15 protein-coding genes are annotated in these 21838 nt (G+C 52.6%); 12 read left to right on the top strand and 3 right to left on the bottom strand.

Annotated features, from left to right (window positions below; translation table 11 throughout):
* The first annotated feature begins 55 nt into the window (after positions 1–55).
* The 9 genes from ACLHIJ_RS02485 to ACLHIJ_RS02445 all read left to right on the top strand — a co-directional run bounded on the left by ACLHIJ_RS02485 (position 56) and on the right by ACLHIJ_RS02445 (position 11178).
* The gene (locus ACLHIJ_RS02485) at positions 56–1804 is read left to right on the top strand and encodes a dynamin family protein (protein WP_411298404.1); all 1749 of its coding nucleotides are present in this window, start codon (positions 56–58) and stop codon (positions 1802–1804) included.
* 32 nt (positions 1805–1836) lie between these two features.
* Entirely contained in the window at positions 1837–3498 is a 1662-nt protein-coding gene (locus ACLHIJ_RS02480) for a dynamin family protein (protein ID WP_411298403.1), read from the top strand.
* Between the two features lie 49 nt (positions 3499–3547).
* Positions 3548–4561 (top strand): LacI family DNA-binding transcriptional regulator, encoded by a 1014-nt coding sequence (locus ACLHIJ_RS02475; RefSeq protein WP_411298402.1) that lies wholly within the window; start codon positions 3548–3550, stop codon positions 4559–4561.
* A gap of 151 nt (positions 4562–4712) precedes the next feature.
* On the top strand, positions 4713–5459 hold the full coding sequence (locus ACLHIJ_RS02470) for a hypothetical protein (protein WP_411298401.1): 747 nt from the start codon (positions 4713–4715) through the stop codon (positions 5457–5459).
* 17 nt (positions 5460–5476) lie between these two features.
* Positions 5477–6529 (top strand): substrate-binding domain-containing protein, encoded by a 1053-nt coding sequence (locus tag ACLHIJ_RS02465; protein ID WP_411298400.1) that lies wholly within the window; start codon positions 5477–5479, stop codon positions 6527–6529.
* A gap of 62 nt (positions 6530–6591) precedes the next feature.
* Positions 6592–8112: a sugar ABC transporter ATP-binding protein gene (locus ACLHIJ_RS02460; RefSeq protein ID WP_411298399.1), complete on the top strand. Its 1521-nt coding sequence runs from the start codon at positions 6592–6594 to the stop codon at positions 8110–8112.
* Entirely contained in the window at positions 8105–9142 is a 1038-nt protein-coding gene (locus tag ACLHIJ_RS02455; RefSeq protein WP_411296283.1) for an ABC transporter permease, read from the top strand. Before ACLHIJ_RS02460 ends, ACLHIJ_RS02455 begins: the two co-directional genes overlap by 8 nt.
* Positions 9142–10143 (top strand): ABC transporter permease, encoded by a 1002-nt coding sequence (locus ACLHIJ_RS02450; protein ID WP_411298398.1) that lies wholly within the window; start codon positions 9142–9144, stop codon positions 10141–10143. The genes ACLHIJ_RS02455 and ACLHIJ_RS02450 overlap by 1 nt, the downstream gene beginning before the upstream one ends.
* Positions 10144–10164: 21 nt before the next feature.
* Complete coding sequence (locus ACLHIJ_RS02445; RefSeq protein WP_411298397.1) at positions 10165–11178, top strand: DUF4432 family protein; 1014 nt, start codon at positions 10165–10167, stop codon at positions 11176–11178.
* 237 nt (positions 11179–11415) lie between these two features.
* Here the strand turns inward: ACLHIJ_RS02445 and ACLHIJ_RS02440 are convergent, their stop codons facing one another.
* A complete protein-coding gene (locus ACLHIJ_RS02440) occupies positions 11416–13491 on the bottom strand; it encodes a DEAD/DEAH box helicase (RefSeq protein WP_411296285.1) in 2076 nt (691 codons plus the stop codon).
* Between the two features lie 161 nt (positions 13492–13652).
* The gene (locus tag ACLHIJ_RS02435; protein WP_411296286.1) at positions 13653–15059 is read right to left on the bottom strand and encodes an MFS transporter; all 1407 of its coding nucleotides are present in this window, start codon (positions 15057–15059) and stop codon (positions 13653–13655) included.
* A gap of 152 nt (positions 15060–15211) precedes the next feature.
* Here ACLHIJ_RS02435 and aspS point away from each other — a divergent pair, with 152 nt between their 5' ends.
* Genes aspS through ACLHIJ_RS02420 form a run of 3 tightly spaced genes read left to right on the top strand, consistent with a single transcriptional unit; the run spans position 15212 to position 19041 of the window.
* Positions 15212–17038: an aspartate--tRNA ligase gene (gene aspS, locus ACLHIJ_RS02430; RefSeq protein WP_411296287.1), complete on the top strand. Its 1827-nt coding sequence runs from the start codon at positions 15212–15214 to the stop codon at positions 17036–17038.
* On the top strand, positions 17039–17827 hold the full coding sequence (locus ACLHIJ_RS02425; RefSeq protein ID WP_411296289.1) for a GNAT family N-acetyltransferase: 789 nt from the start codon (positions 17039–17041) through the stop codon (positions 17825–17827). It begins immediately after the preceding gene.
* Complete coding sequence (locus ACLHIJ_RS02420) at positions 17824–19041, top strand: hypothetical protein (RefSeq protein ID WP_411296291.1); 1218 nt, start codon at positions 17824–17826, stop codon at positions 19039–19041. Before ACLHIJ_RS02425 ends, ACLHIJ_RS02420 begins: the two co-directional genes overlap by 4 nt.
* Before the next feature lie 245 nt (positions 19042–19286).
* On the opposite strand, the gene ACLHIJ_RS02415 is transcribed toward ACLHIJ_RS02420, so the two are convergent.
* Positions 19287–21770, bottom strand: a complete 2484-nt coding sequence (locus ACLHIJ_RS02415) for an MMPL family transporter (RefSeq protein ID WP_411298396.1) — start codon at positions 21768–21770, stop codon at positions 19287–19289.
* Positions 21771–21838 lie beyond the last annotated feature (68 nt).

Genomic DNA, 21838 nt, shown 5'->3' with positions numbered 1-21838 from the left:
GAGGGTGGTGCGGCAAGAATACGCATCGCCACGCTTGGGATACATGGAGGCAAATATGGAGAATAGCCCTCGCATTGCGCAAAGTGATATTGGGCCGAGGCTTCCCGTCTTTCGGCAAAAATTAGAGATGCTGCGTTTCCCCTTTGGTAATAGTGATGATTCGCAGCAGCGGCAAGCTGAGATGATTCATCAGCTCGACGATTACGTCATTCCGAGATATGCCTCTTTGGAAGCGCCATTATTAGCAGTATTTGGCGGGTCCACCGGCTCAGGAAAATCAACGTTAGTGAATTCAATTCTTGGGCAGACGGTTGCGCAGGCTTCAGCGATTCGCCCAACGACTCGTCGGCCCATCCTGGTCCACCATCCACAGGACGCCTCCTGGTTCACCTCACAACGAATTTTCCCGACTCTGGCTCGGGTCTCGGCGCACGGGAGCTACGGGCACAAGCCTGATGATGCTGCTAAGCGCGATCCCAGTGAACACGAGGAGCTGGAAGTATGCCCCTCACCTGCGATGCCGCAGGGCTTAGCAGTAGTTGATTCTCCGGATATTGATTCTGTAGTTGTGGAGAATCGGCAACTCGCTGGGCAGTTGCTGGCAGCGGCTGACCTGTGGGTATTCGTTACCACGGCAGCGCGGTATGCCGACGCGATCCCGTGGGCGGTTCTTGATGACGCGGTTAATCGTCATGTTGTTATCGCAGTGGTGCTTAATCGGGTACCGACGGAATCTGCCGAACAGGTGCATAGTGATCTGCAGCGAATGTTAGCGGAGCGCGGATTGCGGGAGGTGCCATTGTTCATGGTCTATGAGCAGCCCCTTGATGGGCAGCAGATGTTGCCAGACTCTGCGGTGGAGCCGATTCGCTCATGGCTTGGTGGATTGGCGGCAGATGCCCAAAAGCGGGCTACGGTCGCACGGCAAACCTTATATGGGACGGTGGATTCGCTTATCACCTCTGCACATCACCTTAGCGCGGCATATCGTGAACAAATTGCTGGGATGGAGGCGATGCGTGGCGAAGTGGATTCGGCTTTTCGGGCAGCTCGGGAGCAGATATCCGCGGAAGTATCTGACGGGTCAATGTTGCGTGGGGAGGTGCTCTCGCGATGGCAGGATGTCGTCGGGACGGGAGAATGGGCGCGTAAACTCGAAAAGGGGGTATCGCGCCTACGGGATAAGATGACCGGATTTTTCCGTGCCAAAGTGGATACTGCGCCGCTGGAAGTGGCAATTGAGGATAATCTTCATAGCCTTATCCTGGGTCATACTCATGCAGCGCATACCCGCCTTACACAGAGCTGGAATCATGGCGTTCCGGCTGAGATTGCCCGAGATGTAGCACGTGATTTGCCGGATGAAGCTCAACGGCGTGAGCGGAGCGAGCAGTTAGTTCGTCAGTGGCAAGAGAGCTTGATCCAGATGATCCGCGCGGAAGGTCAAGGGAAGAAATTTACGGCAAGAGCGCTTGCCTTTTCAGTCAATGCAATCGGCGTGGCACTTATTATTGTCGTCTTTGCTTCCACAGGCGGGCTTGTGGGCGGAGAAATCGCAGTTGCTGGCGGAACGGCCGTGGTGGCGCAACGGGTACTTGAAGCCGTTTTTGGCGATGACGCTGTTCGTCGGATGGCTCGGGCAGCTCGCGCGAATCTCGATGAGCGTGTTGCCCAGTTCCTCGATCAGGAATCCGAACCCTACCTGCGGGCTATTGCAAAGCTGGCAGTAAATACGCAGATCAGTGCGGAATTTGAACAAGCAGTGCGCGATTTGGCGTGCGCACGGGCGGAGCAACGGGTATAAACAGAGGCAAAACAATGAGTGCGCAGGAGATAATGCTTACTGAGCCACAGAAGCTGGATCAGCTTATCGAGCTTGTGGATGATCGGTTACCGGATGTTTCACGCCAGCTTCACGCAACGCTACACAAGGGGCAAAAGCGTAAACAGTTTGGTGATGACGTCACCGTCGTCGCGTTAGCCGGCGGAACTGGCGCTGGGAAATCCTCGCTCTTTAATGCTCTCCTTGGAGCTGATATTGCTCGAACGAGCCCACTTCGTCCCACCACATCTCGGGCTTTGGCGGTCAGTAACGTCGATGCAGGGCCGCTGCTGCAATGGTTGGGCATTTCGGAGCGCCATCTAATTGCTCGCCATTCACGTCATATTGGCGAGACAGATTCGGCAACCGAGGCGTCAGCTTCGCATGAGGATTTTCGTTCCGCAGCACTCAACGCTGACTTTCGGGCTGCGCCGCCGCTCGTTCTTATTGATTTGCCAGATGTAGATTCCCATGAGTTAGCAAATCGCGAGATCGCGGCCCGTTTGGCGGCATGTGTGGATGTGGTGGTATGGGTTCTTGATCCGCAAAAATATGCCGATGCGGTGATCCACGAGGAGTATCTCTCTCAGCTCAGTGAGCATGCAGAAGTGACCCTGGCTGTGCTTAACCATATTGATCGTTTGTCAGCGTCGACTCGCGAGCAAGTGCTCGGTGATGCACGTCGGCTATTGAAAGCTGACGGAATGGATATTAATATCCTGGGGACCTCGGCGATTAGTGGAGAAGGCGTTAGTGAACTGCGAGCCCAGATATATGAGCTAGCGGCTGGGCAATGGGCGGCTCGAGAACGGCGAAATGCGGATATTAGAGCTGCGGCGCGGGCAGCCCTGGGGGAGATACGAGCTAGTGGTGGAGTTAATCCACGCGATGTCGCGGTGGATCTTGCTCCAGTTGCCCGCTCGTGGGCGCAGGCCTGTGGGGCTGAGGTGGTTGCCCAAGCGGCTGGCGATTCCTATTATCAGCGAGCATGCCGCAATACTGGCTGGCCAGTGACGCGCTGGCTGGCACGACGCAAAATAAATCCGTTACGTCGCTTGCGGATAGTGGGGAACGATTCGCAAGCGGTCGCGCCGGTGACTGGGGTGCGGCACTGGGTTTCTCCAGCTCAGCAGGTGCATGCAGATAATCAACTCCATGAGTATATCGCTCAGTCAGTGGCAGGTTTGCCGAAAACGTGGCGAGCGTGGGTGCATACTAAAGCAGATCGGGGGAGAGAATCTTTTATTGCAGATACGGATTCGGTGATTGTGCATAGCGATGTGGAATATCGGCGTCGGCCTGTTTGGTGGACGCTAGTTAATCTCATGCAATGCGTGGCTTTGCTGTGTGTACTTATCGGAGCTGGATGGCTGATATTGCGCATGTTTGCCGATACGTTGCAGTTACGTTTGGGGCAGGTGCCAGGATGGGGAATATTCCCGCTGCCCACTGTGCTGCTGATCGGGGGATTGCTTCTGGGGTGGGGCCTGGCGCTGGTAGGTCGAGTGCTTGCGGCTCGGGGGCGAAAACGGACCATTGATCGGGTGCGCCGACGGCTAGAGGCGGCAATTGGAGAACAGGTCTACCGCCACATCTCGGTTCCGGTGCGAGAAGAGCTGGAATGCTACGCGCAGATTTACCAGACGCTTGGCCAACTAACGAAGTATGGGCGGTAAAGTACTGTTCTAGTTCGAGTGTGACGATAGAGATAGGGAGAATCTTGTGGTGCAACGACGAGATGCAGTTGGTGTTCGCGAAGTTGCACGCCATGCGGGTGTTTCCATTGGAACGGTATCGAATGTGCTGAATCGCCCTGAAAAAGTTGGGAAGATGACGCGGCGCATAGTGCAAAACGCGATGAATGAGTTGGGTTTTGTGCCGTTGCGGGCTGCGGGTCAGTTACGCGGAGGCAGCTCGGGGCTGATTGGGGTTATCGTTCCTGACGTAGGCAATATGTATTGGGCTTCGGTTTTACGAGGAATTGAGGCCACAATCGACGCCCAGGGGCTTACTATGATCGTTGCCTCAACGCGTCAAAGTAAATTTCGGCAAAGAGAGCAGTTGCGTTCCATGCAATCTCAGGGGGTTGACGGTCTTATTGTTGCTCCGATTGCAGAGCAGAAAGATGAGTGGAGCTACTTTCAACGTAAAACAAAGTTTGGTCTGATTTTGGTTTCGGCGATGGCAGATAAGGACATCGCTTCTGTGCGAACGAATGATTTGCGAGGTGCGCAGATCGGTATTCAACATCTGCTTGATATGGGGCATCGGCATATCGCTTTTATTAATGGTCCGCATTTTGTGCCCTGGTGTTTGGAACGTTACCAGGGAGCCTATAAAGCGATTGTTGATAGTGGCTATGAAAACGAGATTAGTTTTTCTGAAGTCCTTGTCGAGGATCTCACGATGGATGAGGGAGCACAGGCGGCATCTAGGGTTTTTGACGAGGGCATAGCGACGGCCATTATGTGTGCCAATGACATGTTGGCTTTAGGTGTTATTAAAGCCGCTAAAGAGAAGGGGATTGCGATACCGGAGTCAGTATCGGTTGTTGGCTACGATGATTCGGAATTTTCTGCTCTCGTCGATCCGCCATTGACAACGATTCGTCAGCCTTCGTTTCAACTGGGGGTAGAAGCGGCGCAGCTTCTCCTGCAGGAGCGCGAACAGGGAGATATTCCCAGCGTGGTTTTTGAACCAGAATTGATTGATCGACTTTCTACTTCTGCGGTGGGCTAAGAAACTTTATTGCCATAGCTTTGCATTAATTGCGTTAAAACGCTTGCACGAAAAATATGGCGTGGTAATATTCATCACAAGAATGAACCGGTTCAATGAAGAGCGGGGGAATTCGTATAAGAGGTGCACATGCAAGATTCGTGGAGGAATAATGCGAGATTATGTGACGCGTCGTGAATATGAGGATTGGATTCGAGATGCTGCTGCCTTGGCCCGCGCACTGCGGTATCCGATACATCCTTCGATGGTGAATGACAGCGCGGGAATCGTCTATGGCCCCAGCCAATATGCTGCTTTCGAGTCTGGATTATGGTCTGGTGTCCCATACGAAATAATGATTATTTTTGAAGCGCTCAATGAGGCAGCAGTTGATGGACTGCCTGCATCGGCCGAGGCGTATGCGCCGTACTCTGGGCTGTGCGACAAACTCATGATCCTACATCCAGGAAAGTTCTGCCCGCCGCACTATCACCTGTATAAAACCGAATGTTATGAGGTGGTCATGGGGCAGATGGACGTCTTTTACTGTGATACTCCGGTAGATACAGGAGAACAGACCCTTTCCTTTGAACACATGCCCCCAGGGGATCGCTGGCCAACAGATGTTGCGCTACCGCAGGGGCGCGAAGCGAGCTACGAACGATTGACGAATTTTGTTCGCCTGGAGGCGGCAGATCCGAAGTTCGTGCTACATCGCCAGCATCTGCATGCGTTCCGTTGCCCTCAGGATGCTTCGGTGCCCCTTGTTGTTCGAGAGATCTCGACATACAGCCATGAGCCTACTGAAGCGGCAAAAGATAAGCCAGTGCCATTTGATGGATGGCGTCAACTTCATGACAACTATTTTCTCGATCCTGAGGCACATTCAGGACGTTTAGTAACAAATATTCGTCATTAATTTTATGGATGGTAGCGATGAAAAATCTTAAAATTGTTCGGTTATGCGCTGTGATCGGGGCAGCTTGCCTTGCGCTTGTCGGGTGTGCAAGTGGCGCTGATGATAGCCCTGGAGCTAAGGGCGCTTCTAACGGTGGAACGAGCTCAAGCTATGAGCGGATCCAATTTGATAAAAAGGAACCGCTGCGGATTGGATACTCTGTTTATGACCTGCAAAATCCATATTGGCAGTCATATTCTGCAGGCGTTCAAGCCGCGGCGAAAGAAAAAGGCGTTGAAGCGGTTATCGTCGATCAGAAGTCAGATCAATCAGCCCAGGTTTCTGGCAGTCTAGATCTGGTCAATCAGGGGGTATCTGCCCTGGTCATCACGCCGGTTCAACCAGATGCGCTTCCGGCCTCTATTGACGCGGCCCATGCGGCAAAAATTCCAGTTATCGTTGCCGATATTGGCGCAGTTGGAGACTACGATGCTTACTTACTGTCCAATAATTACGAAGGCGGAGTTGTTGCTGCGAAGTACCTTATGGAGCAGCTTGCCTCGGTAGAAGGCAAACATAAAGTTGGAGTCATTGAACTACACCCCGGCTCTGTTGTTGGTGAGCAGCGCGTCGCCGGTTTTAAAGAAACATTAGCGGGCAATGACGCCTTTGAAGTCGTCGCTTCCTTAGATGGCAATGATACGGTTGATGGCGGTTTTAGCGCAGCCCAAGATATGTTGTCAGCTAATCCGGATTTGGCGGCTATCTATGCGGCTAATGACGATTCCGCGATAGGTGCGCAACGGGCGTTAGAAACTGCGAAGAAATCGACGGCTAATGGATTTGTGTTAATTGGGTTCGATGGTTCGAAAGGGGCATTGGATCTCATCCAAAAAGGCCTCATGACGGCCACAATCGCACAAGATCCCTATGGGCAAGGTCGTAAAGCTGTTGAGATTGCCCTGGATTTCCTCGCTGGTAAATCTCCGGCTTATGACGACGAAGCGCAACGGACAATTTATTTCCCCGTTGAGCTTGTTGATTCGAAGAATATTGCACAGTTCCAGGTCTCTAGAGCAGAGCAAAAATAGCTTCTAAAACGAGCGGTGGGTAGAGGTTTTAATATCCTCTACCCACCAAGAAAGAGCTGAAAATGGAGTATCTACTCGAAACTGAAGATCTCGTTCAAGAATATCCTGGCGTTAAAGCCCTCAAAGGTGTGTCGCTTGCCATCCGACCTGGTGAAATTAGAGCTCTCGTGGGAGAAAATGGTGCCGGTAAAAGTACCTTGATCCGAATCATCGCCGGGATTGAGCGTCCAGTCTCCGGACGAGTGCGAATTCGTGGTGTGGAAAAGAGATTTCGTAACTCCTTGGAATCGCAAAATGCAGGTGTTGCTGTCGTCAGTCAGGAATTCCGTCTGGTTCCAGAGTTAACTGTGGCAGACAATATCTTGCTCGGACACGAGCTAAGTCGCTGTGGTTTTGTGTCGAAAACACGGACGAAAGCCGTTGTTGAAAGAGTTCTTGCGGAATTAGGCGTGGATATTTCGCCGTATGCGTCAGTTTCGTCGTTAACGATGGCAGATAGACAGCTTGTTGAAATTGCTCGAGCGCTATCAATGGACTTTGACGTACTCATTATGGATGAGCCGACGGCAGCGTTACATGATGCAGAAGTAGAACGCTTACATGCGATGGTACGAAAGCTTCGCGATAGTGGAAAAGCGATCGTATATGTATCGCATCGGTTAGATGAAATCTTTTCCCTATGCGATAACGTGACGGTATTGCGTGATGGGCGGCATATCGTCACACAAGAGATTGCGCAAATAACTGAAGAAAAATTAGTGGAGCATATGCTTGGCAAGAAACCGATGCATTATGTTCGCAGCACCGATAAAACGGGGGATGATCCGGTTTTATTGCAGTTAGATCAGGTAAAAGTTCCGGGGCTATACGAAGCATTAAATATGCAGGTGCGTCGCGGAGAGGTACTGGGTATTGCCGGATTAGTTGGATCAGGGCGAGGCGAGCTTGTTCGCGCACTCTTTGGTGAACGCCCCATTCTCAGTGGAAAACTCAGCATTGATGGGCAGACGCAAAACATATCGTCAAATTATGATGCGCTTGCAAGCGGAATTTTTATGCTCCCCGAGGAGCGCAAAACGCAGGGCATTATTACGCATCTTGATGTCCGAGAAAACATGATGTTATCTCGAAAGCGCCGAAATCTCCCACGAGGATCCCGAATACTGCCATCGAAAACTGAAGAAAATACTCGATTTAACGAGTTGCGTGAGCGGATGAATATCCGCGTCAGTTCAGGAAAACAGCTCATTGGTCAGCTATCAGGAGGTAACCAACAAAAAGTCTTGCTAGGTCGGGCGATGCTATCTGGGTGTCAGATTCTCATTTTGAACGAGCCCACTAGAGGTGTAGATGTCGGAGCCAAAGCAGAGATTTATGAATTGATTTGGGCGCTTGCCCGCAGTGGCGTTTGCGTTCTTATCTCAAGCTCGGATGCAAGTGAGCTTGCGGCAGTGGCACAGCGCTGTCTGGTCTTTTTCGCGGGGCGTTGCGTGGCGGAATTGAGCGGTACATCAGTGAACGAAGAAGCAATTATCGCCGCATGCGTGGGGCAGAGTTTAGAAAGCAGTACTGACGATGAATGAGACTAAAGAACAGGTAATACTCGACGCGGCTCAATCTCAAAGGCGAGATTCCATCCGTCGTTTTCGTCGGGCTGAGCGTGCTCGCAGTATTCTTCAAAACGCCGGAATCGGTATCCCGTTTGTGTTGATATTCGCTTTGTGTTTTATTGCCGTCCCCAACTTCTCCTCTAAAGCTAATCTCACCAACTTAGTTGTGAATTCCGGAATTCTTGCTCTTGTTGGTTTTGGGATGACGATTATCATTGCTATGCGAGGAATCGATCTATCTGTCGGTTCGGCTCAAGCGCTGATCGCATGCTCGGTTGCGCTGGCTGTCAACGAGGCAGGATTCGTCCTGGGCGGCCTCATCGGTCTAGGTATTGGCCTGGTATTAGGAATTTTTAATGGGCTAATTATTACGGCGTTGAAAGTTCCTGACTTTATTGCAACCTTAAGCACGATGAGCATTTTCCGGGGAGCAGTGCTGCTCCTTACTGCTGGAGCTCCCATCATGATCGAATCTCAGTCCTTCCGAAACTTTGCTCCCTCACACCTGCTCTTCCTCCCACAGCCCTTCGTCGTTGCTGTGCTTGCCGGAGCAGCGGCATGGCTTATCATGAACGACACTTCCTTTGGGAAACATATCGTCGCGGTAGGGACGAATCCCTCAGCAGCTAAAGATAATGGAATATCAGTAAAGAAGGTCATCGTCTGCGGATACGCTCTGGCAGGGATCTTTTCTGGGATCGCAGGAATTCTGATAGCGAGCCAGCTCGGCGTCGTTAACGGTTCAATATCTACCGGGCTGGAATTGCAGACAATTGCTATTGTTGTGCTTGGTGGTACCTCAATGGTTGGAGGGCGACCTCGGATGCTCGGCACCTTTGTCGCTGCCGTGCTCCTATCCACCATAAATTCTGGATTAAATCTTCTTAATGTTCCCTCTTTTTACCAGTATGTTGCGCTGGGAGCACTGCTCATTTTTGCTTTGGGTGTTGATAGTGCGCAGCGCGCAGCGGTGAAAAAACTTTTATACGGAAGGGGAAAGTAATGGATAATCGCAGCGCAAGCATGCCGTCATCGTATTGGACCCGAGCGAGAGATCTTTTATTTTCGCGATACGGCAAGCGTCTGTACCTACCGTTGGGGCTTGTCGCAGCGGGTATATGCATTGGGATTTTTCGTCCAGCCTTTTGGACAGCCGGTAATATTAATAACGTTCTCGTTAGCGCAGCCTTTTCCGGGATTTGCGCATGTGGCATGACGATTCTCATCACTGCTGGGTTAATTGATTTATCCGTTGCCGGAGTTATTGCAATCAGTGCGATAACGATGGCATACATCCTTCCGAAATCCACAGTAGGGCTAGCAATGACGGTGGCTTTACTCATTGGTCTTAGCCTCGGTCTGGTGAACGGTTTTGTCGTTGCCATTATGAAAATTCCACCATTTATTGGGACGCTAGGGACGTTATATCTCTTTCTTGGCGCAGCATTCATTCTCACCCACGGGCGGGTTGTCGCCATTCCCTCAAAGAATTTCCGTAGGTTAACGACAGGCGCTGTAGGGCCAATACCGATGAGCTTTATCGTTTTTCTGATATTCGCATTATTCTGCGGCTGGTTACTGCACTGCACATATTTTGGGCGGCATATCCGAGCAATCGGCTCTAATGAAGAGGCAAGCCGGTTGGCTGGAATCCCTATCACTCGCACAAAAATTCTGGCTTTTATGCTCTCCGGTATTGGTTTTTCGATAGCGGCAATCTTTATTGCCGGTCGGTTAGCGTCAGCGGAAGGCAATATGTCAATTGGGTTTGAGATGAGTGTTATTGCTGCCGTGGTGGTTGGTGGGACCTCCATGCGTGGCGGGGAAGGAACTTTGCTGGGCACTGTATTTGGTACGTTACTCTTTGCGGTACTGTCCAATGCGCTCAATCTCTTCGGTGTGGGCTCATACTGGCAGTACGTCCTACTCGGAGTGGTTCTCATCTGTGCGATTGCTGCTGGAAACCTCCGTATTAGTGATGTGGCAGTGCGGGGAGACGAATAATATGGCTGAGGATCATCAGCGGTGGGGCGGCAGGCAATGAATTCTGCTGGTTTTATTGACGTTCGGCAAATCAGTATCCGCGAAGTAGTAGAAGCGCATGGCCCAGCAGGTGGGAATCGATGGCTAGAAATTCGTAATCCTCGTGGAATCAGCGCGGATATTAACTTAGACGGTGGAGGCGATATTGGATGGGCTCAAGCAGGGGGCATTCCTTTATCGTGGCAAAGCATGGGAGGTCATTACGCCTCAGCGCGGCGCAGCTGCATTAAAAGCCGCTGGAAAGATACATTCGGTGGCGGGCTACTAGCCACCTGTGGACTACGATCCATCGGAATGCCATCAGAGGTAGATGGTGTGGAATATGGGTTGCATGGGAACATATCAATGATTCCGGTCCGTTCCTACCAGGTCATTTCTCCGCAGGGATTTGCCAGTGAGGCAGATAAAATCGTTATTCATGCACAGATCGTGGATGCTCCATTAGGTGAGGTCCCTTTGGGCATGACGCGAGTGCTGGAATTTGACGTCATGCAACCGGTGCTAACAATCCACGATCATATTGTTAATCTGGGAACGTCACCTACCCATATCATGTTCCGTCACCATATAAATATTGGCCAACCGCTTATCAGCAATGGGACTCAGCTATCGGGCTCGCTGCCATTCCTAGGGTGGCGAGACGAAAATGACGATAGCGGCGATCTGCCCAGGGCGTTAACTATGAGCCAATATCCGGAAGAAGAGACGGTGGGATACTACGGGAGATATGGCGCAGATGGCACATTAATGCCAATCAGTGTTAGCCGCAGGGGAGTGGGAGAGCTGATCGTGGAGCCGCTCTCAGCTAACTGGCGATACCTATTGCTGTGGCGTGATCCGAATGTCTCGGTAAATGTGCTCGGAGTAGAGCCCTCTACCGCGCGCGATGGAGGGCGCCGACAGGCAATGCATGACCAGGAATTAATGGTTATTGAACCTGGAGACGTAAAGGATTTCAAGACGAAAATTAGATACCATCAGTCGGCTGAGAGGTAACCCGTATCGCATTGTGTTATGTGCGCGCTCGCAATGCCGTATCGGTAAACAGCTTAGGACAGTTCCGTTTAGCCTTGTGCTTTCGCGGAAAACTCAAAGATATTGGCTAATGTGCATAGGGCACCATCCGCATCTGGCTGTTTAGGTGCGCTCCAATGCTCAAAATGCCAGCGGGTAACAACACTTAGGTGAGGCGGGGTGTGCCATATCTGGTGGGGCACACCCCGCCCCTAGGCATTAGCGCGAATGACGGCGCGCGTATCGGTGTGAGAATTTTGCGGTGCTTCCATGCTGGGACCGGCTCCCGCTGCTTCCCGCAGTGTGGCTTTTAGCTTTGCGGGAAGCAGCGCCAGTGGACTTCCCGGCATATTTCTTTACGCCATACCCCTTGGTGCCGTAACTCTTCGCACTATGTTTCTTCGCGCCATAGCTGGTGTTATTGCGTTCTTTAGAGCCATGCCCGCTCGCGCTACGCCCGAATGTGCTCCGAGTATTCGCGCCAACATATCCGCCGCTACTGTGCCCATTCTTATTCTTATGCCGAGGTGTTCCCGTATATTCTCGTGGTTCGCGTCTGGTCTCGGGCGAAATATGGCTGTGGCGAGCACCGTCATCGCGATGTTGCGGCCCAGTATCCTTGCGGATATTAAGCATTCGACCACTCACTCGGGCTTTCGCGATCTTGCGCTGAGTATCGCGATCAATCTCATTTTCCAGTTCGACAAGCGAGAACGTCGGATAAATATCAATTCGCCCTAACTGCGAGCCGCGTAACCCGCCTTCGCCGGTAATTGCCCCGACAATCGCCCGTGGTGATACGCCGTCCTTATGCCCGACGTCAACGCGATACATAGTGCCATGACCAGTAAAGGTCACTCGACGCGGACCGCTAGATTGCCCACGCCTATCGTGCCCCTCGCCATACTCACCGCGCCCTCGCCTGCCTCCTCGGGCAGAACGCTGCGAACGCTCGCCATCAAAAGATGTTGTGAGCGTTTCTGGTTCATCGTCATCCCGTGGTCCAGGATCGCGTACCGCCAACGCTAATAAGGTTGCGATGAGATCCTCACGAGATACCTCATCATCATGAGCTGCCTCAAACTCGGCCAGGATCTCGTGATAGACCGTCAGCCGCCCAGCGGTGAGCCGCTGACGGGCTTGTTCCATAACTTTGCGCGCCCGCAACGCTGATACCTCAGCGGGGGTGGGTAGATCGACACGTTCTAACTGTGCGCCAGTAACATGCTCAATTCGGCGTAAGCGCTGTCTTTCCTTCGGAGTGACGAAGGTTAACGAGGTGCCACTACGCCCAGCTCGCCCTGTGCGACCGATGCGATGCACATAGGTTTCGGGTTCGCGCGGTACATCAAAATTCACTACCAGCCCGATACGCTCAACATCTAAGCCACGGGCTGCAACGTCGGTTGCCACTAGAACGTCTAAGGTGCCGGTACGCAGTCGTTCAACGAGTTTTTCGCGATCCTTTTGTTGGACGTCCCCGGAAAGGGTTGCGGCTTGCACGCCACGGGTAGATAAATCAATGGCCAGCATTTCGGCACTGACTCGCGTGCGCACAAAAACCAGTGCCGCGTCAGCTTCTGTTGTAGCTAGTACCCGAGCTAATGCGCCGATCTTATGGCGTGAGGGCACAACGGCATAGGTTTGGTGGATTGTGTCGATGGTGGAGGCTGGTGGAGTGACGGTGATTTCCAGCGGGTCCGTCATATGTTCGGCAGCGACTCGGCGGATGAACTCCGGCATAGTGGCAGAGAACAGCGCGGTGATTCGCGTTTCAGGTAGTGCGCGAACGATGGTATCGACATCTTCAGCAAATCCCATTCGTAACATCTCGTCTGCTTCATCCAGCACAAAATAGCAGACGTGCTCCAGGCTCAATGCGCCACGGTCAATAAGGTCAATGACTCGCCCTGGCGTGCCGACAACGATCTGAGCGCCATGCCGCAACGCGGAAATTTGCGGTACATACGAGGAGCCGCCGTACACCGCAACAACGGAAAGGTCGGTGGTAGCAGCCGCAAAAGAATCAATCGCTTCGGCGCATTGCATGGCTAATTCGCGCGTCGGAGCTAGCACCAGCGCCTGAACAACAGGCCGTTCAGCAACAACGTGGGTGAGCATAGGAAGCCCAAAAGCGGCGGTTTTTCCGGTACCAGTTTGCGCGACACCGACGACGTCCTGACCAGACAGCAGTGCGGGAATAGCTTGTTCTTGGATGGGGGTCGGATGTTCAAATCCGAGAGCGGTGATGGCTTGAAGAATGGACGAGGGCAATTGCAGATCAGAGAAATTCACGTGTTTGCTTTCTGGTATGTCGAAACTCTGCGTCCGTGCGCGTACATGCGCTGGGCACGAGCGTCTTTAAGTTTACTGCTCTCGGTGGAAAGCTAGCGATTGGTTAATGGTGAACTGTCTTACCGTCAACCAATAAATCCGCAATGTAGTTGTTGCTATTGCTATTTCTCCGATTGTATTTGGGATGGCGACGACGTGCGCCCCATATCCACCCGCAGTCCGACCCACAATGCCGCTACGAGGATAATCGACATACTGATAATGACTGACGCATAGGCCCAGAGCCCCCACGAGGCGAGGATCGCAAAAATGATTCCGGCGTAGGCAACGAATAATGCGGCTCCCATGCTATCCATAATGGAGATGGCTGAGGAGACGATTCCGTGTTCGCTCAGCTCTGTTAATGCAAGAGCGTGAACCGTCAATGCGGGATAAATAAGTCCAGTTCCAAAACCCGCGATGAGCCAGCCAAAAACAGCGAGGATTCCGGGTAGCGAGGGGGAAGCCGCACATAGCGTCAGCAACGTTCCAAATAATTGCAAGATAGGGCCAAGGATCGGCAGTTGACGTCGTAACTCAGGAGAGGTGATACGCCCCTGAACCCATGATCCAAGGGCCCAGGTAACCGCGCCAGTGGTCATAATCAGTCCAGCTTGGGTGGGATTCCAGCCATGTAAATTTTTCAGCATTAACGGCAGATACACTTCAACCGCGATATACGTTCCATTGAGGATTCCACGCATAGCTACGCTTGCTCCCAGCCCAGGTTGAGCCAGGAGCGTTCCGCGCGGGAGTAATGGGCGCACGCAGATAAAAGCCAGGACTGATAGCGCGATAATCGCTCCGATTAGGAGATAGGAAAAGGTGGTGGTCTTAATCCCCGATATGATCTGCAGCGCGGCAATGCACACGCCCGTCCCACATGCCAAAGTCAATATGCGCGTTAAACCAGTAAACGGCAGCGGATCGTGAAGTGGGGGAAAACGGCGCAGCAAGCGGGCCAAAATTGGGATGACGAGAATGAGGCACGCCGGAACGAAGCCAAAGACTAACCGCCAATGCAGATGATCGACGAAAAGACCAGCGATGAATGGGCCAATGAGTGAGGGAAGCACCCATGCGGCGGCAAAGGAGGCAAAAACTCGCGGTTGGCGAGAAGGATGAATGTAATTACCGACAAAAACGTACAGCGGAACAATAATCAGACCGCCACCGAATCCCTGTACAGCCCGCCCAAGAACTAAGACCTCAATCGTCGGTGCTGCAGTAGCGATAATTAATCCAGCAGCAAAGAGGCTCAAACCTGCCATGAGGCATTGCCGTGGCCCTTTGGCGTCGCACCATTTTCCGGCAAGTGCCGTCGTTGTTAACTGAGTGGCAAGCGTAATCCCGGCAGCTAACGCGTAGAGGTGTTCCCCGTGCAATATTTCGACTACAAATGGCATGGCAGTAGCAACGGCGAGCGTTTCAAATGCGACTAAGGAAATAAAAGAAACAGAGACAATCGTCAGCCATTTTTCCATATTGGCGTTAACGGACGAGGAATGTTGCTGCTGGGATTTTTTCACCCTCTACCATCTATCACAGTGTGGCATATCCAGCATATACGGAGGATGTGATCTTTATTGTTCAGGCATAAAATGACAGGGAATTGGTTGCCCGTCTAGCAGCCAGTGAAGCCCGCTCGTCTCGCGGGTGAGTTGATGAAAGAAGGATAATTATGCTCCGTACACGTATGGCCGGCTCCTTGCGTAAGGCCGATGTTGGTTCCACGGTCACCCTGGCTGGATGGGTTGATCGCCGTCGAGATCACGGTGGAATTGCGTTTATTGATTTGCGGGATGCTTCCGGCATTGCACAGGTGACTGTTCGTGCTGAGGTCGCCCACGAGTTGCGTTCGGAATACGTCGTCAAGGTGACGGGAACGGTTAATGAGCGCCCCGAGGGTAATGCAAACGCTGCCTTACCAACTGGTGATATTGAAGTGGAAGCCAGCGAGTTGGAGATCATTAATCCTTCCGCCGTGCTGCCTTTCCAGGTGTCGAGCTACTCCAGCGATATTAGCAACGTCAATGAAGAAACACGTCTGAAGTATCGCTACTTGGATTTGCGGCGTAGCTTTGAACAGAAGGCTTTGCGTTTGCGGGCAAAGGTTAATCAAGCGGCGCGTCGAGTCCTGGATGAGGAAGGCTTCGTTGAGGTGGAAACCCCGACGTTGACCCGCTCCACTCCCGAAGGCGCGCGTGATTTCATTGTGCCGGCGCGGTTAGCTCCCGGTTCCTGGTATGCCTTGCCGCAGTCGCCGCAACTTTTTAAGCAGCTCCTGATGGTGGCCGGAATGGAACGCTACTATCAGATTGCTCGCTGCTATCGCGATGAGGATTTCCGTGCTGATCGTCAGCCGGAGTTTACACAGCTTGACGTGGAGATGTCTTTCGTCGATCAGGATGACGTTATTGCTGTTGCCGAGAAGATGCTCAAGGAAGTGTGGGCATTGATTGGTTACGATCTGCAGCTCCCACTGCCGCGTATGGCCTATCGCGAAGCCATGGAACGTTTTGGTTCAGATAAGCCGGATCTGCGCTTTGGTCAGGAATTACATGATCTGACGCAATTCTTTGCCAATACCACATTCCGCGTGTTCCAAAGCGAATATGTCGGTGCCGTAGTGATGCCCGGTGGCGCTTCCCAGCCGCGTCGTACTTTTGATAAGTGGCAAGAGTGGGCAAAGGCGCGTGGAGCGAAAGGCTTGGCCTATGTGACCATCGCAGAGGATGGCACGCTGGGTGGGCCAGTGGCAAAGAATATTACGGAAGCGGAACGTGCCGGCTTGCCTGAGGCGACGGGCGCGAACCCGGGAGATTGTATTTTCTTTGCGGCTGGCTCGGCGGATGCTGCTCGGGCCTTACTTGGGGCGGTGCGGTTAGAGATCGGCAAACGTTGCGGTCTTATTGATGAAGATGCGTGGTCCTTCGTATGGGTTGTGGATGCACCACTGTTCAAGCCAGCTGCGGAGGCAGAAGCAGAAGGCGATGTGGCTGTTGGCGGCGGCGCATGGACGGCAGTACACCACGCATTTACTTCGCCACGCCCCGAGTTCCTCGATACTTTCGATCAAGATCCGGGTAACGCCTTGGCATACGCCTACGATATTGTCTGCAATGGCAATGAAATCGGCGGTGGATCAATCCGTATTCATCGGGCAGACGTTCAAGAGCGTGTATTCGACGTCATGGGTATTGATGAGGAGACGGCCAATAAGCAGTTTGGATTCTTGCTGGAGGCATTCAAGTATGGTGCTCCGCCGCATGGTGGTATTGCTTTCGGCTGGGATCGTATCGTCTCGCTACTGGTTAAAGCGAAGTCGATTCGCGATGTTATCGCATTCCCGAAGATCGGCAACGGCTGGGATCCACTAACGGACGCTCCGGCGCCGATTACTGCCGAACAGCGCAAGGAAGCGGGGGTGGACGCCAAAGTGAAGAAGCAGTCCCCAGCGCCAGCTCCTACCACCGAGACGAGTGCGGCACCTGAGGTAACAGCGTAAATGCGTGGAGCTTTCTCTCCATTTTGGCGTTATAACAATGAGCCGACGCACGGCGAGCAAATTGCGCATATTGCGCGCGAGGACCTCGCCGTGCACGGCTACCGCACAGACTCAGGCGATTGTTACCTCGTTTACGGGGAGCCAGAGTCAGCCTGTGCTGAGCTAGAGCGAATCGCAACCGACGCGCAACGCCCAGTGTGGATGATGGTAAACACTGATACCTATGAAGCACTGTCGGCTAAGAATCGGGAATACCTCGGCCCATATTGGGGCTGGAACTGGGATTTTTTCTATGCCGACGAGCCGCTTAACCCAGTGGCGCACAGCGATCAGGTAGAGATCGTTCCGGCTGGTAGCCCGGCTTTTGAGAATTCTCGTGCCGATATTGAACGGATATTGCGTGTAGCTAACCCAATCACGTCTGCCTTAGCTCAGATTGATACCCTTGATTGGTTCCTCATGCGAGCTACCGACGGGGAAATAGCGGCAGTTCTCGGTGCCGAACCGATGGCCAATGGTGGTATTCATCTTGCTGGCTTGGCTACTGATCCGCGCTATGGTGGGCGTGGGTATGGGGGCGGTTTGATCGTCGGGGCTATCAATACTTTGTTAGAGCACCACGATCATATTGCGTTTGGCGTGTGGTCGTGGAATACCTCCGCATTGCGGTTATACCGGCGTTTAGGTATCCCGCATGCGGATTCGCTCATCATGGCTCAACGTGAACCATTTCAGGATATGCAAGCCCTGCTTATAGAAGCCACCTGCGCACAAGTCGAGGAAGAATGAAATATTCCGGTGGGAAAATCAGAGTCGGGCTAGTTGGCTCTGGGCTGTTGATCGCCGGTGCGGTAGGTCTGGCAGGGTGTTCTGCTGATGATTCTGCTGCGCTCTTTGATCCGCAATGGCAGATTCCGCTTCATTTGGGTCAGGCCTACGAAACAACCCATTTTGTGCCGCTAGTAGATTTTGGCGATAGCGTCATGGTGAGTGTGGCGGATAGTGTTGCCGGATATGAACTGCCATCGGGGAATATGCAATGGTCCTTAACCCTGGATGGGGTTTCCTCCTGCCAGCGGGCTGGCAATTATGCGCTGTGCCCCCAACACTCGCAGCGAGCAGTGGCGATTGACCGTCAGGGTAATACCAGTATTAAAACCGGATTAGTTGTGGAGGGCTCCGACGATACGACAGTATATTTTGCTCGCTCATCTACCGACCGAGTGGAATTAGTGGCGCAACCTATTGATATTTCGCTCGATCAGATGGGAATGACGGGTGAGGTTTTGGCGGTTTATGATGGCACGTCCAGTAAACTGCCCGATGGTACCGAGATTACCCGCGATGTGAGTGGGCATTATCCGGCGGCAGTGGAGGATCTGCTAGCGCGCGGAATCCTTACCCGAAATTCTGCTTGGTTGAATCCGCCGCCGGTTACCCATGTTGCCCAGCCCATTGCCGATGGTTTTGTGGTTATCAGCGGTGGGGGAGTTACCGGCACGGAGGTTGAGCCAACGACGATCAGTTTGTATGACGTCGCTGGCAATGAAGCTGGCAAGCATGTTGTCGATGCCGCTTTACATATGAGCGTCAATCCACGCTGGACGTTGGCGGAGCTTAACGATATTGCTCAGCAGGTGACACAGCTAGGAAAACCGCATGCTTTTGTTTTTGACGACGGGCATGTCATCGGTTTCGATGTGCGTTTTCACTCGGCAGTTGCTCCGGCGTATGCGAACTATAAAGAGTTTGCGTTGAGTAACGCAGAGAGCTTAGCTATGGATAATATCCATCCGGAAACCCTATCTATGTGGGTTAAAAAGTATCCCTATGTTTCGATCACGGGTAAGAATGATGACGGGGTGGTGGCTCGCACCTACAACGTGCAGACCGGCGAAGTGCTTGTCGATAAGGAAAAATGCCAATGGACGGATCAGAGCGTTTACTGTTTTGATGCCACGCATCTTGCCAAGCCGCAGCTCGCTGTACAGCAAAAGAACTAAGTGGGTTTTGGCTGGCAATCAATGGCAGTTACTCCGCGAGGCGATTATTGCCACTGTGCTATGCGGGATCTGTTGGTAGATGGTCGCTAAAAAGTAATTTCTCGCGTAGCCGTCTGCGTATATACCGGAGAGGGAGGATAATACCTGGTTATGTATAACAATGCTCCTAACTGCGTATATATAGCGCTCGGCGTCTGGAATCGACATTCTGAGCGGGCCATTGTGTCAAGGTCTAAGACGTTCAGCTAGTGAGTAATTTTGAATTTGGCATAGAGAGCCCGTAATGGCTTGGGTGCCCACCAATTCCACCGGCCAAGTAGCGTCATAGTGGCTGGTACTAACAACATTCGCACTAGAGTTGCGTCGATCACGACGATCGCGGCTAGAATAACGCCGATCTGTTTAATAGGGATCATATCCCCAAAGACGAATCCGATATAGACGGCAACGATAATAGCTGCTGCCGAGGTGATGATGCGCCCAGAGCGCTGCAGCCCTTTTTCTACGGCGGTGTCGTTATCGCATCCGTTATCCCAGAACTCTTTAATTCGGGCGATAAGGAACACCTCGTAGTCCATTGCTAACCCAAAACCGAAAGCGATAGCCGTTGCTAAAACGAAGGTTTCCAAATTTTCCATCTGCGGCAAGCCGAATAACCCATGTTGGAAGAGGAAGAGGGTGGCTCCTACTCCGGAGAAAAGAGATAGGGCATTGATAATGAGGGCTTTCAGTGGAACGACGATAGAGCCGGTCATGAAGAATAAGAGCGTGAGCACTGAGACGATGATAATGGCCAGTGCGATAGGCGCGCCCTGTGTAACCGAGTCGGCGAAGTCAAGCTGTAATGCGGCTGCGCCGCCAACATATACGGTGGGGAAGCGGGAACGCACATCGTTGACGAGCTGAGTGACTTCCGGGCCCACCTGGTCATTCGCTGGCAGACTGACGGCAATGAGGCAGGCCCCGTCGCCGAGCTGTTGTGGGGAAGAAACCCAATCTACTCCAGGGTAGTTCGATACGTAGTCCTGGATAGCGGGTAGCTGCGCCGCGTCCTCGGTAAGAATACTGGCACTTGGGGTGGCAAAAGGTCGGTAGGACTGCATATCAGTGTATGCCTGACCGACGTCGGATTGAGTAGAGATGTACTCAATAACATTAGAGTGCATGTGTAAGCCGCGAGCGGGGACGACCATCAACACAAGTATGCCGGTGACGGCCAATAGTATGCGGATCGGTCGGGCATGTACCCATTTAGCTAACCGAGAGAAGATCCCGTCATCATTGGCGGCGTCACCTATTTTTGTTACGAGCCGACCAAATCGAGGGCGCCGCGCCAGCCACGAGGGGCGAACGAGATGTGGACCCAGGAGAACGATAACGGCAGGCACGAGCGTAACCGCTGTAGTTACCGCGAGAATAGTGACAATAATGCCACCCGCCGCAATCATTTTCAGCATGGGGGCACGCATTGCTAACAGGCCTGCAATCGAAAAGGTGATGGTAAGAGCGGAAAAGGATACGGTCCGACCGGCGTGCGTTACGGTTTGAATAATGGCCTGACGGATAATCTCGGCACATTGGGGGCTTCGTGCGGCGGTGGGCAGATCCATCTGACGTTGCTCGCACTGCAGTGTTATCTCTTCTCGGTAGCGCGAGACGATGAGCAGACCATAATCAATGGAGAGGGCGAGCGCGATGATGGTAATGACGTTGAGGATGAACGTCTCGACATTAGTTATATAGGTGATTGCCCATAAGGCTCCTAGCCCGATGGCAATGGAAGCCATAGCGCCCACGAGTGGCAGACCAGCAGCAAGCAGACCGCCAAAAACGATGACCATTAAAAGCAAAGCGACAGGCAAGCTGATGGTTTCGCCGCGCACTAAATCTGTTTTGACCTGACGAACCATATCATTGTGCATCAGCTCAGTGGAGAACATGTGTACGTCGGATGATGGCGAGATTTTTTGTAGATTGATGGTGAAATCTGTGACGGCCTGTTCGATCTGGATTATGGAATGGGGGACGGTGCGGGTTATCGCAATGACGAAACCCTGTGGGGATTGGAATTGCGCGCTGGGGTTAGGCTGTGCAGCGATCTGCTGTTCGGCGCTTTGCCGAGCTTTCTGGGCAATTGTGTTTTCGATATTTGTGCGGGCCTGCGCACTGATTTCGGCTTGAGCCTGCGATCTGGCCTGACGGGCAACCTCGTCGGTAGGAGCGGAGGGATGCTGTGCGGAGAATTCTGCGACGGCGCGTTCTACTGCAGCGGAAATCTGTGGTTCGGCTTGTGCTAATGCTTGTTGGACTCCAGCCTCGATAGCCCCAGCATTGGCAGTAATTGCTTGGTCAATAGCCTTTTGCAGGTTTTGTTCAATAGCGTTGCGATATTGCTCATCGATATTGATTGGATCGCGCACCTCGGTGACGTCGGGTAGGGCTAATAGGCGTGAGCGAAATGCAGCGATTTGTTCGGTAGCGTGTTCGACGTCAATCCCACGAACAGTGACGACAGCAGTTTCCGTGCCAGCCGATTCAGTGGTGCGCTGAAGGACAACGTCGGATTGTGAATCAGGGACCATAGAGTGTGAGGATTTCATTCGGTCAAACAGGGATCCGTGCCCAAACCCCCACAGTGCAGCTCCTGCGCCTACAAGAATGAGCACAATCCATGACACGACAAAGCGTCGGGGATATCGTGCGATATTTCGCCCCAATAGATCAAACATGTGCGCTCCTTCCGCTACGCACGATGTTGCTATTACCTCTATATATGAGACTATCCCACACTGGAAAG

This window comes from Trueperella sp. LYQ141 (assembly GCF_046599555.1).
Lineage (GTDB): Bacteria > Actinomycetota > Actinomycetes > Actinomycetales > Actinomycetaceae > Trueperella.
This window is presented reverse-complemented; position numbering and strand designations above follow the sequence as displayed.